General features: G+C 60.2%; 11 protein-coding genes and 1 pseudogene. 2 read left to right on the top strand and 10 right to left on the bottom strand.

Annotated features, from left to right (window positions below; all coding sequences use genetic code 11):
- Positions 1–6: 6 nt before the first annotated feature.
- The 9 genes from poxB to O7A70_RS23425 all read right to left on the bottom strand — a co-directional run bounded on the left by poxB (position 7) and on the right by O7A70_RS23425 (position 9,471).
- Complete coding sequence (gene poxB, locus O7A70_RS23465; protein WP_337142548.1) at positions 7–1,740, bottom strand: ubiquinone-dependent pyruvate dehydrogenase; 1,734 nt, start codon at positions 1,738–1,740, stop codon at positions 7–9.
- A 297-nt stretch (positions 1,741–2,037) separates the two neighbouring features.
- Positions 2,038–2,967: a triphosphoribosyl-dephospho-CoA synthase CitG gene (gene citG, locus O7A70_RS23460; protein ID WP_337142547.1), complete on the bottom strand. Its 930-nt coding sequence runs from the start codon at positions 2,965–2,967 to the stop codon at positions 2,038–2,040.
- Positions 2,939–3,490 carry a citrate lyase holo-[acyl-carrier protein] synthase gene (gene citX / locus O7A70_RS23455; protein ID WP_337142546.1) on the bottom strand — a complete coding sequence of 184 codons (552 nt, stop codon included), beginning with the start codon at positions 3,488–3,490 and terminating at the stop codon, positions 2,939–2,941. The genes citG and citX overlap by 29 nt, the downstream gene beginning before the upstream one ends.
- A 2-nt stretch (positions 3,491–3,492) precedes the next feature.
- The gene (citF, locus tag O7A70_RS23450; protein ID WP_337142545.1) at positions 3,493–5,013 is read right to left on the bottom strand and encodes a citrate lyase subunit alpha; all 1,521 of its coding nucleotides are present in this window, start codon (positions 5,011–5,013) and stop codon (positions 3,493–3,495) included.
- Between the two features lie 29 nt (positions 5,014–5,042).
- Positions 5,043–5,909, bottom strand: coding sequence for an aldolase/citrate lyase family protein (locus O7A70_RS23445; protein ID WP_337142544.1), 867 nt, complete (start codon positions 5,907–5,909; stop codon positions 5,043–5,045).
- On the bottom strand, positions 5,906–6,196 hold the full coding sequence (gene citD / locus O7A70_RS23440) for a citrate lyase acyl carrier protein (RefSeq protein ID WP_337092129.1): 291 nt from the start codon (positions 6,194–6,196) through the stop codon (positions 5,906–5,908). Before citD ends, O7A70_RS23445 begins: the two co-directional genes overlap by 4 nt.
- Before the next feature lie 17 nt (positions 6,197–6,213).
- Positions 6,214–7,260 (bottom strand): [citrate (pro-3S)-lyase] ligase, encoded by a 1,047-nt coding sequence (gene citC, locus O7A70_RS23435; RefSeq protein ID WP_337142543.1) that lies wholly within the window; start codon positions 7,258–7,260, stop codon positions 6,214–6,216.
- 13 nt (positions 7,261–7,273) lie between these two features.
- Positions 7,274–8,221 carry an AEC family transporter gene (locus tag O7A70_RS23430; RefSeq protein WP_337142542.1) on the bottom strand — a complete coding sequence of 316 codons (948 nt, stop codon included), beginning with the start codon at positions 8,219–8,221 and terminating at the stop codon, positions 7,274–7,276.
- Positions 8,215–9,471 carry an HpcH/HpaI aldolase/citrate lyase family protein gene (locus O7A70_RS23425; RefSeq protein WP_337142541.1) on the bottom strand — a complete coding sequence of 419 codons (1,257 nt, stop codon included), beginning with the start codon at positions 9,469–9,471 and terminating at the stop codon, positions 8,215–8,217. The genes O7A70_RS23430 and O7A70_RS23425 overlap by 7 nt, the downstream gene beginning before the upstream one ends.
- A gap of 295 nt (positions 9,472–9,766) precedes the next feature.
- Here O7A70_RS23425 and O7A70_RS23420 point away from each other — a divergent pair.
- Positions 9,767–9,994, top strand: a pseudogene (locus tag O7A70_RS23420) (HEPN domain-containing protein); the annotation flags it as partial.
- A 2-nt stretch (positions 9,995–9,996) separates the two neighbouring features.
- On the opposite strand, the gene O7A70_RS34215 reads toward O7A70_RS23420, so the two are convergent.
- Positions 9,997–10,419 carry an MlrC C-terminal domain-containing protein gene (locus O7A70_RS34215; RefSeq protein ID WP_442921203.1) on the bottom strand — a complete coding sequence of 141 codons (423 nt, stop codon included), beginning with the start codon at positions 10,417–10,419 and terminating at the stop codon, positions 9,997–9,999.
- Positions 10,420–10,947: 528 nt separating this feature from the next.
- Between O7A70_RS34215 and hemA the strand changes: the two genes are divergently transcribed.
- Positions 10,948–12,162: a 5-aminolevulinate synthase gene (hemA, locus tag O7A70_RS23410; RefSeq protein WP_337128006.1), complete on the top strand. Its 1,215-nt coding sequence runs from the start codon at positions 10,948–10,950 to the stop codon at positions 12,160–12,162.
- Positions 12,163–12,270 lie beyond the last annotated feature (108 nt).

Genomic DNA, 12,270 nt, shown 5'->3' with positions numbered 1-12,270 from the left:
CCGATCTCAGCGCAATACATTGGTCTTCGCGAGGTCGATGACCTCGTCGCCTCGGCCGCTAATCACAGCCTTGACCATGTAGAGGGTGAACCCTTTCGCCATCTCCATGGTTATGGAAGGCGGTATTGCGAGTTCGGTCCGGTTGACCACAGCATCGATCAGAACCGGCCCGTCGTGGGCGAGGGCATCCGCGATTCCGTCGTCCACCTCAGCCGGATCCTCGAGCCGAATCCCGCGGATACCGACAGCTTCGGCCATTGCGGCGAAGTTCGGATTCTTCAGCTCTGTGCCGAAATCGAGGAAGCCGGTGGATTTTTGCTCGATTTCGATAAAGCCCAATGCGCCGTTGTTGAACACCACCACCTTCACGGGAAGACGATGCTGCGCCAGCGTCAGAAAGTCGCCCATCAACATAGCGAAGCCACCGTCGCCGGACAGCGAGATCACCTGCCGATCGGGAAATGCGGCCTGGGCACCGATCCCCTGCGCCATCGCATTCGCCATCGAGCCATGCCAGAAAGAGCCGAGCAGCCGCCGCTTTCCGTTCATGGTGAGGTAACGCGCGGCCCACACCGTCGGGAGACCGACGTCACAGGTAAAGACAGCGTCCTTACTGGCCTGGTCGCTGATCGCCTGAGCGATCTGCTGCGGATGAATGAGCCGCTTTCCGGGCGTGCCGATCGCGAGACCGTCGAGTGCCTTGCGCGTCCTGACGTAGTGCTGTCGTGCCTGGGTAAGGTGCGTATCGTCGCGCTTCTCCGTCAGCAGCGGCAGCAAGGCGGTGATGGTGGTACGGACGTCTCCCACAACGCCGAGGTCGACTGCAGCGCGACGGCCGATGTTCTCTGCCCGCAGATCGACCTGAGCAATGCGGGCGCCACCACCATCCGGGTAGAATTGGCGGTAGGGAAAATCGGTCCCCAGCATGAGCAGGACATCACAGGCGCGCATTGCATGATAGCCGGAGGAGAAGCCGATCAACCCGGTCATGCCGACGTCGTAAGGATTGTCCCACTCGACATGCTCCTTGCCGCGGAGCGCATGGACCATCGGTGCCTTGAGGCGCTCGCCTAGCGCCAGCAGCTCGTCGTGAGCGCCCTGACATCCCGAGCCACATAAGATCGTCACACGGCCATCACCGTTGAGGAGCGCTGCCAAACGATCGAGGTCCTTCGGCGAGGGCGTTACCAGCGGCGCGGGTGGGAGCAGCCCGCCTAGTTTGACCGGCGCTTCAGCAGCGGTCTGCAGGGCGACATCGCCCGGTAAAACGAGCACCGAAACGCCGCGTTTGCCGACGGCCTGGCGGATGGCGATCTCGAGAGCCCGTGGCATTTGGTTGGGCCCGGAGACCGACTCGCAATAGTGGCTGCATTCCTGGAAGAGCGCCTGTGGACGGGTCTCTTGAAAATAGCCGCTGCCGATTTCGCCCGAGGGGATCTGGGCGGCGATTCCAAGAACAGGGACGCGCGAGCGGTGACAATCGAACAGACCATTGATGAGGTGTAGGTTGCCGGGTCCGCAGCTTCCCGCACATACGGCGAGCTCGCCCGTCAGATGCGCCTCGGCGCCGGCGGCAAAAGCGGCAACTTCTTCGTGCCGGACGTGGATCCACTCGATCTTGCCTTGTTGTCGGATGGCGTCGGTCAGACCGTTCAGGCTGTCCCCGACGATGCCGTAGATGCGCCTGACACCCGCGGCGGCGAGGATTTCCGCGAACTGATCCGCCACCGTTTTTGCCATTTGGATTTCCTTACCTGACGCGTTCCGGCCGTAGCAGCGGCTCCAGCCTGCTGCCGTCTCAGTGCCGGATCTCCTATTGTGGATCGGCGAGGGCCCAACATTAGTGGATGCGATGACCCGCTGGCTTCGTCGTTCTTGCCGCGCCTGTGACGATGTTGCGCTAACTGAAACAAGCTAGCCAGGACGCGCCTTGCCCCCTGCAGCATCTTCAATTCAATGCTAAAATGGGTCGAGACCACGCCCCGCCGGGAATGCCGTTAATCTCGGTGATGTCAGACGCAGGTTCTCGAAAGCGAGTCAGATCCGTGCGTCTTCGTTAACAGCGGGAAACTGCGCGATGAACCATGTGAGGCCTAGCAGATCTGCGGTGCCGCCTGGGCTGAGATGGCGCCTGATCAGCGCGTCATCGAAGGCTGCCATTTTCGCAGCACCATCCGGTGCCAAGGCGCCGCCCGCCTGCAGAAGCTTTGTGGCGTATGTGCGGACGTAGCCAAGGCCAGCAAGACCGCCTCGGGAAACGAGGTTGGTATCGTCGTTGACGGCCAACAGATGTAATAGCGCCTGTAGGAGCGCCACTTCTTCGCTTACACCGTCGAACCGTAAGCCGTCGTACACTGGCAACGCCGTCGTGCGCACTGTCGCGAAACCAGACGCTGCCTCTCCTCTGGCACCGGGGAAGCCGAAGCGACGGAACGCCCTTTCACCCGCCGTACCCGCCTCCAGTGTGCCCCTAAGCTCCCGATCAACGAGTCCGGAGCAAATGCCTGCCACCTCGGCGCACATGCTCTCTCGAGTCAAATCGAACCCATTCGTCAAAAGCCGACCGGCGGCGAAACAGAGCAAGCCGAAGGAAAATATGGCGCCCTTATGCGTGTTGATGCCGTGTGTCGCCTGCAGCATCGCTTGTTCGCACTGGAGTCCGATGGGCCGCACCAGCGGCAGCGAGAGATGAGCAGCGATTCCAGCGGATTCATGGCCCATCTCCAGGAAGCGCGGCCACCAGGGAGCAATAGCCCGCGCGCTCGCCAGGAACGTATTTATGTCCATGTCGTAGTGAGCGCCGCAATTACGCGCGTCGACCAGCCCGGGCTTGGGGGTAAGCATCACCTCTGTGAGCAATGCCCTGTTGACATAGCCCGCAATCGCGCCGGCGCCAATTGTCTGTTGCGCTTTGTCCTGCGAAGCGCGCGACGGCCTGCTATATGGCTGTCCGTAGATCATATTCATGGACGATCTTTCTCAACGTGCTCAACAGCTCTTCCAGCGGGTGCCTGCGCGAGCGGCCGCAGACGTGCGCCGGTTGTGGGCAGACGAGGCAGGGGCGCGGAGGAAAGCCAAGGCTTCGGCGGGATAGTGAACCCGTCCCGGGAGCGATGACATCCAGATCCCACAGGCGCCCGATGGGGTGGCGGTCTTCAAGCTCGATGGCAGCCGATTTGAGGGTCCATGTGTCCGTGTCAATGACGTAGAGCGCCTCCGGGCCGGTCTCCTGCCACAGGACTTCGTGCGACAGGACGCTCCAGCCCCGCCTGAACGCGACGTCATCCAATTCTCGAAGCGCTTGGGTCATCAAATGTCGCGGTAGTTGGCCATCCTTGATCGGACCAGGGATCACGACCGTCACTGAAATTAACGGTCTGCCGAATCGCGCGAGAGCAACGGCTTGGCGCGCAACCCGCTGCTCCCTTGCGACCAGCATCTGCTCGAGGCTGATACTGGTCTCACCGATCATTTCGGCATGGGAATCCATGATCAGCCCTTCACCTGCCGCACGACATCGATGACGCTGCCGTCGCGATAACGGACTACGCCGACGATGCGGTCGGTGAATTCGAGCGGTTCGGGCTCTCCGGTCAGTGTCACTGCCCGCTGGTGCAACTCTTCGATTGTCATGACCGGCAACCGGGCTTCGCGGAGGCGCTGTTCGACTTCGGGGCGGTTCCGGTTTACCGCGATGCCCTGATCCGTCACGACAACATCGACCGATTCGCCAGGGGTCAGCCTTGTCGTGACACGTCGAACAACTGTGGGAATCCGGCTGCGCACCAAAGGGGCCACAATGATCGTCAAGTCGGCCGCCGCTGCCACGTCGCAATGCCCGCCAGATGCGCCTCGCATGACGCCGTCGGAACCGGTGATCACGTTGACGTTGAAATCAAGATCGATCTCCAAAGCACTTAAGATTACTATGTTCACGCGATCGACGTATGCCGCCTTGGAGGTGGGATTCGCATATTCGTTTGCCGAGATCTCCAGATGTCCGCTCGAGGTACGCAGCGACTCCGCGGCATCCTGGTCGAATGACTGCACATCGACGACGGTCTTGATCAGACCCTTCTTGTGCAGATCCGCAATGCCACCAGTAACGCCGCCCAACGCGAAGCTTGCTTTGATTCCCCTGCGCGTCATGCGCTCCTCCAGGAACCGGGTAGCAGCAGTGGCCGCCGCTCCCGAACCGGTTTGCATTGAGAAGCCATCAACGAAATAACCCGAGTGCTCGATCACGTCCGTTGCATTCCGGGCAATCAGCAATTCGCGTGCATTGTTCGTGACCCGCGCGGCGCCTGCGCTGATCTTCGACGGGTCACCTACTTCGTCGAGCTTGACGATCCAGTCGACGCGATCCTGCGAAATGCTGGCCGGGTGGTTCGGGAAGTCGACCACTTCTTCTGTCAACACTACGACCTGGCGAGCGAATTGCGCATCGACCTTCGCGTAGCCAAGCGAACCGCAATTCAGCCTGCCATGAGTTCCATTGGCGTTTCCGAACTCGTCGCAACAGGCTACTGCCAGGAAAGCCACGTCGATTTGCAATTCTCCCGTCTGCAGCAAGTGGACACGGCCGCCATGCGAGTGGACCTGTACGGGCCGCGCCATCAGGCCGTTCGAAATGGCTTCCGCGAGCTTGCCGCGCATGCCCGAAGTATAGATTTCAGTGATGACACCGCTCTTGACGTGGTCGACGAGAGGATCGTGGCAGCCGAGCAGGGAGCTCGACGCGAGCGTAAGGTTCTTGAAGCCGAGCCGCGCCAGAGTGTCGACGACCCTGTTGACGACTTTGTCGCCCTCTCGAAAGGCGTGATGGAATGAGATGGTCATCCCGTCCTTGAGCCCCGATCGCTCGATGGCTTCCTCAAGCGATCGGCAAAGTTTGCGGTGCCATTTCGTCTCGACGGCATCGAGATAAGGGGTCTGGGCCGTCGCTCCCGTGAAAGGCTGCGACTGGCCAAGTACGGAATCCGGCGATTGCAGTGGCGTGAGCGAACTGGTCATAAGTGTCGTCCTCAATCGAAGTGTTTGTTTCAGGCCGCTTCGGCCAGCTGCAATGTCATTTCAGCCTCTTTGAGTACTGGTGGGTCGATCATCTTGCCATCGAGTGAGACGACCCCCATTCCCTTGCTGAGCGCTTCCTCTGCCGCTGCAATCACGCGTCTGGCGTGATCGACTTCGTCCTGCGTCGGCGCGTATGCCCTGTGAAGAAGGTAAACTTGCTTCGGGTGAATCAGCGATTTTCCGTTGAAGCCGAGCTGCTTGGCGATTTTGACCTCGCGCTTGAAACCCTCGTCATCGTTCACATTGCCATAGACGACATCGAAGGCGTCGATATGCGCCGCTCGCGCGGCGTGCAGGACCGCAGCTCGCGCATAGAACAGCTCGGGCTGCCAGTCGTCGCTGCGGTGCGTGTGCATGTCGACGAGGTAGTCGAACCCGGCCATGGCGATCGCAATCATCCGCGGCGATGCAGTTGCGATCGCCACGGCATTGACAACACCCGAGGCGGATTCGATCGCTGCCATCAGCTTTGTGTCTCCGACAGGGCGTCCGCACGCGATTTCAATCCGCGTCACGTGTGTCTCGAGCTCACGGATCGCCTCTGGGCTTTCTGTCTTGGGTAGCCGCACCACGTTGGCGCCGCCTCTGATGGCGGCCTCTAGATCCTTCCTGCCGAACTCCGTACTGAGGCTGTTGATGCGCACAACCGTCTCGATATCCCGATACACGGGGTGCTGGAGCGCCTGAAAGACGAGCAACCGCGCCGAATCCTTCTCGCGTGGTGAAACCGCGTCTTCGAGATCGAACATGATCGAATCGGGTTTGTAGATGAATGAGGTGCTCAGCATCGCGGCATTGTCGCCGGGGACGAAGAGCATGCTGCGACGCAATTTCATGACAGCCTCCGCCAATCCAGGTCCTCGGACCCGGAGCCACGCAATGTCGCGGCCTGAACCCGTGCCCGGATGACACAGTCCAGCGCGCCCTTGTCTTCGATCACCACGGAGCCGGCCTTCACAGAAAGTTGATCCAGGGTCTCGGCAACGACACGCGCGATCTGCTTGCCGAACTGCTTGAATACTTCGCTTTTGATCACGATTTCACGTGTATCGCTTGGCGCAACCTTGACCAGCAGATCACTAGATTCCAACGTGCCGGCTATAGCTTCCTTGACAATCTTCATTGAATTTCGACCTTTCATCATGCCCCTTGAACAACTTGCGGATAGTCTTGCTCCAGGAACTTCATGGTTGTGGCTGGCACCAGTTCCTCGATAGCCTTGAAATTCCCGCGCGCGAGCAATCTTCGGACCTCGGTCGCTGAGACCGGGGTCCCATGGATCGATATTCTGGGCACCTCGATCACCTTGATCGGCGGAGCCGGCGAGGCTGGTTGCTGCAGCCACTGTCTCATCTCAGTGTTGTAGCTGTTCGTGACCAGGTCGAACGGCTCAGTGCCCACGTAGCGGTGGGTGATGCCAAGGGCCGGTGCGATGTATTCCCGGAACAGAAGTAGATCGATAGCGGCCCAGCTATGATCGACGAGCGCTTTATCCTTCAGAAAGTAGCCCGGGAAGGTGGCGCGCGAGATTATGTAGTCGGAGCCCTGATGCAGCGTCAGGTTGTCGATATCCTTTACGCCCGCCGCAACGAGGGCGAAGCGATCGGCATAGGAGATTGACGATGCATCTTCCCTGACGAGGAAGAGATGGATCCAGTCGCAAGCGGCCGCCGCCTGCTCAACCAGATAGCGATGGCCAAGCGTGAACGGGTTCGCGTTCAGGACGATGCCGCCGATCGTGACGCCCGGCCGGCGTTGCTCACGCAGCCTGTCGCAATATCTTTGAATTGCGACAGTACTATTCTCCATCAGCACGATCTGCCGGGGAACCTCGACCAGGGGGTAGAAGCCCCAGCCTCGGAATAGGGTTTGGTTATGCGGTGGGGAGTAGAGGAAGAGGTGGAATTGCCCTCTCTCTGCCGCCAGGCTGACGACTTCGCTGCCCAGCCGCAGGCTGAGCGCCTCGCCGCGTAGATGTTCGGCGACTGCGACACACTTTATTGTGCAGTGGTCAAGACCGGCGCAGGCGACGACGGTCCCTTGGTGTCTGCAGACAACGAAAATCTCGATTTGGCTGTCCAGTTCCAGGTCATTGGCAGCGAGGAGCCGCTTTACATCCTCCATCTCGTGCGGCGCCTCGTCCGGCCGCACACTATGGAAATCATAGAAATCATCTGCAGCGTTCATAGCTGACCCCCTCTCACGATATCATCAGGTGTTGTGTCGCTACGATCATGAGCGGGATCGTTGCGAAGGCGAGCACCCTCGTTGCGAGAATGGTGGTCGAGGATTCTGACTCGAGAACATGGTGCTCTTCGGCGAACATGGTTGTAATAACCGCCGAGGGCAGTGCCGCGAGCAGGATTGCCTCCCGCGCGACGACGCCGGTGATCCCCAATGCCAGGACGGCCGCGAACATCGCGACAGGATGAACGAGGTTCTTGACCAGGCAGTCGATGGCCACTGCCTTTGTTAGCTCGACCTTTTCCTCGGCGATGATGAGCCCGGCAAGAAAAAGAGAAATCCCCGTGGTGGAATTGCCTATGAGTTTAAGCGAGTCGATGGCGAATGCCGGGATATGCAAGTCAAGGAGCATCAGCACGATGCCGATGAATGGGACCCAGACTCTCGGCTCACGTATCGCTTTCACCAGCGTGATGAAGAATCTACGAGCCCCAGCGCTCTTGCCGCTGTTGGAGCCGATTTCGAGGAGCACGGTGGTAAGCGGAACGATGATCAGCGATGGGACCAGGTTCGCGATGAGAATTGGGTAGAGGCTTGAAGGGCCGAATAACTGCCCGAGGACCGGAACGCCCATGAATACCATATCGGGGAAGGCGAGAAGGCTCGCCCTCAGTGTCGACGTGCGCAAGTCGTAGCGAAGGACAAACAGGCTGCCGAGCAGGATGGCGAGATAGGGAACCGTAAGCCCCACCACGAACAGCAAGGGTATCCTGTAGTCCATGAGGTCTGAGCGGGGCGTCTGTAAGATTCCGGCCAGAAGCAGAGGCGGCAGGAGCCAGGTCAGCACGAGCCGGGTCAGCATTGCTCGGTCGGCGCCTCCGAAGAACTTCAGGCGCGCCGCGCGATATCCGAGAAAGATCACAAAGGCTACGGGCACAAGCGTCACGGCGATGGTGTTTAACATGCCGTCGCACCTGAGCTGCTGCGCAGTCGGTCTGTGATAGTCAGCACCCGCATCGCCTCTCGGATCATTGCCGGCTCTAAGACGTGACCGTTCAAGACGGGCAGGTCAGTGCCGGCCGACGCGCCAGCGGCGATGACCGAACGAGCATCGGCTACGGCGTCCTGTGATGGTGTGAAGACGGCGTCAATCGCGGCCAGCTGCTCTGCATGGAGAGCGGCCTTGCCGGTCATCCCGAGCCTTCGACTCGCTACCGCTTCGCGGTGAAGGCCCTCACTGTCGCTCTTGAAGTACGGCGCGTCGATCGAGGCGATGCCAGTTGTGGCTGCGGCCGCCACTAGCTGAGATCGTGCAAACAGCAGGTTCTCCCAAGAACCCTCGGCGCCGAGGTCGGCCGCCAGGTCGCCGCCGCCGAGGAAGACCCCGCAAACTCGTCTATCGGCTTCCGCCATGAGGTTGGCAACGAAGACTGCTCGTGCAAGTTCGACCATCGGGATAATGCCGATTCCGGACTGCGAGCGGTCCAATATGTCGGCCACCATCCGGACTTCATCCGCGGACCGGCACTTTGGGATGATGATTGCGTCGGGACTGCCTTCTGCTTCGTGGACCGCGAGCAGGTCACGAAGTCCTTCCGCGGAGCGTGGACTGTTGATTCGCAGGATGCGCACCAAGTCCGTCTCGGTTGGCTGGCGCAAGAACGCCAGCGCAGCCTCACGCGCTCGCTGCTTGTCCACCGGGGCGACGGTGGACTCGAGATCGAGGATGAGAGCATCGCCGCCAGCACGACCAGCCACCGAGAAGAGATCGGGGCGCGAGGCAGGTGTGAGCAGAAAGCTGCGGCATGCACGGAGCCTGATGTTAAACGAATTAAGTTCGGGGGTTTGGAGCAGGTTCGGATCGTGCGGCGCACTTTGCTCTGGACCAGTGCTCGCTGGCCCGTCGCACCGGGATGTACTATCGCTCCAGCTTACCCTGGTCCTCTCGAACCCTTTTTCAGTTGCAGAATTGGAGTCGTTAACCGCTGTCATATCGTCACCATTCCGCAAATGGAGGCTCCCAATGCTACGGTCGCTTCCAAAGTGAGTTCGTTCGGACGAGAGAAAGCTACCCGCTTGGGCCTGGGATGACTTGCGCCGCCTTGCCGTGAGTGGTGTGCCTTTGCGGTATTGGTCGAAGACGATCCCCGAAAACTGCCCGATAAGTTCGAGCCGGCCGGTAAGCAATGCGTCACGTTTGATGGTTTGGGCCATCGGATCATCCTCCTCTAGTCTCTTTTCGTTCCCCGGCGTCGGTCCGGAGGGCCGTTCAAAAGCCGAAACCAATCGGGCCAACGCGCCGGCGTGCGATCGGAACTGTTTCTCTGTCGTCTCGACGTGGCTCTTGAGCAGGTCCGAGATGTCGACGCCCGTCCTTCGTTCAGTAGGGCAACCTGCGCGACTTAAATTTCGGTCAGATAACGGCTTTGCGTTTCCGGCGATTACCGGACGCGCCAGGTGATGGCGGAGTTGGTGATATAATTCCAAGCCGAGCCGACAGCGGCGGCGGCAAGCGATCGAGCACTGCTACGCGACGCTACTACTGGTTCTGACCAATTACAGCCCACCTTCACACAAACTGTCTTTCCTGCGCGCCTTGGCGGAAGAACAGGACCGGCGCCTTTCCGAAGTATGGCCAGGCGACCAGCAGCGCTAACGCGCGTGGTTCAACACACTGAATCAGGCCTATGTCAAAGCGCGGTACTCCAAGCATTACGCGATCGGTGAAGAGGCCCTTGCTTAGCTCGGCGAGCGCACCTTCGAATTGCACAAGCTCGTTGAAGAATCTGCCGCGCTCGTCTGGCGCGGCTGAAGGAAGCCGCTTGCGGCTGACGTCCCTGGCAATATTCCAACGATCGCTAAGCGGCCGGTGTGTTTATGGATCTGCCATGCACAATGGATCCTGTTCAGGCCAGAACCGCGCTTCACGACGAGGAAATCCTGACTCGCGACGTCAATGCACTGGCTGGCAAATGCCGCCGGGTCGTGAGTGAAGCTCGGCTTGCTCGTCAACATGATGCTCAGCCGACCATCGACAACCAGGACCGCTGTGCGGCCATGGGATGTTCCTTCGCCTGCACCGAACAGACCACCGCCGGCGCGCTCGCTGCGATCGCACTCGCCGCCAGCGTTTATCGGCGTGAAGACGCTTCCATTCCCCATGGTCGCTCTCATATTCGTGGCTGCGTTCGGCACGTTGGCGATCTCGTTTTGGCCCTACATGATTCCGTTCTTGATCACGATCGAACAGGCGGCTGCCCCTCATTCGAGCGTTGCTTTTATGTTCTGGGAGAGGGCTCTTCGTGTTCCCGCTCATGCTGCTCTAAACGGTGATCGGCCTAACCATGTTCAGGGGCAAGTCGGCAGCCACATCCAAAACGATGCGTGGCCCTCGGTAGACAGCCCGAAGCGTGACACAGACGATTTTATCAGCATTGTTGCCTGTTGCATTTGTCGTCGCCGGATCCGGCCTAATCATTCAGGGCAAGATTGGGCAAGGCGCCGCAACACCGACAAAGCGCGCAAGCATCACTTAGGCAATAGTGACTCTTGAGAACCCCGCCAAGACACCACGCCACTGTGTGGGGCCGGCATTGGCGCGCCCTTCGATTCCCTATCTAGGCGGTCGCGCCGTGCTGACCCGATAGAAAGTCGGAGTCCAAGCCTAAGGCCGGGCGCCGAGGAGCATGCATGGATATTGAAGCATTTTTCGCCGCGAAGCTCGATAGCCTTCACAACGAGGGACGTTATCGGGTCTTTGCTGATCTGGAGCGCAGAAAGGGCGACTTTCCGCGGGCGATCCGGTATGCAAATGGCACTCGAAGCGAAGTGACGGTCTGGTGCTCGAACGACTATCTGGGCATGGGCCAGCATTCGCCGGTGATCGCCGCCATGCACGAAGCGCTCGACCGTTGCGGCGCGGGCGCGGGCGGCACGCGCAACATTTCCGGCACCAACCACTATCACGTGCTGCTCGAGCATGAGCTTGCCGATCTGCACGGCAAGCAGGCAGCGCTGTTGTTCACCTCGGGCTATGTCTCGAACTGGGCCACGCTCGGCACGCTGGGCGCTCACCTTCCGGGTGCCGTTATCTTTTCCGACCAGAAGAACCATGCCTCGATAATTGAGGGTATCCGCCATTCGAAGGTGGAGAAGCGGATCTGGAGGCATAACGACCCGAAGGACCTCGACCGGCTATTGTCGGAATATGGCCGCGAGGCACCGAAGATCGTCGCCTTCGAGAGCGTCTACTCCATGGATGGCGACATTGCGCCGATCAAGGAGATATGCGACGTCGCCGACAAGCATGGCGCCCTGACCTATCTCGACGAGGTGCACGCGGTCGGCATGTATGGGCCGCGCGGTGGCGGTTTAGCCGAACGTGAGGGGCTGATGGACCGCATTACCATCATAGAGGGGACGCTCGGCAAGGCTTTCGGCGTGGTCGGCGGCTATATCGCAGGCTCGGCCGCGCTCTGCGACTTCATCCGCAGCTTTGCTTCTGGACTCATCTTCACGACCTCGCTGCCGCCGCATGTCGCGGCGGGAGCGCTTGCGGCCGTACGTCATCTCAAGGCGAGCAATGCGGAGCGTGAGCTGCATCGCGACCGGGTCGCCAGCGTGCGCGGTCGTCTGGAGAGAATCGGGATCCCGTATCTGCCGAACCTCAGCCACATCGTGCCGGTGATGGTGGGCGACCCCGTGAAATGCAAATGGATCAGCGATACCATGCTGGATAGCTATCGCATTTACGTCCAGCCGATCAATTACCCCACGGTGCCGAGGAAAAGCGAGCGGCTTCGGATCACGCCGTCGCCCCTGCACACCGACGCCGATATTGACCATCTGGTCGGCGCACTCTCCGACCTCTGGTCGCGATGTGCATTGGCGCGGGCCGTCGCCTGACGGCTGCGACTGCAGAATTCAAGGACGTCACGGTGCAACGGCTCTAGTGTGGAGCCTCAAGCGTTTACAGGCGTGGCGAGGGAGCCGTGACTCCGTATGCCAGGACTC

The organism is Mesorhizobium sp. Cs1299R1N1 (genome assembly GCF_037179655.1).
Taxonomy (GTDB): Bacteria; Pseudomonadota; Alphaproteobacteria; order Rhizobiales; family Rhizobiaceae; genus Mesorhizobium; species Mesorhizobium salmacidum.
This window is presented reverse-complemented; position numbering and strand designations above follow the sequence as displayed.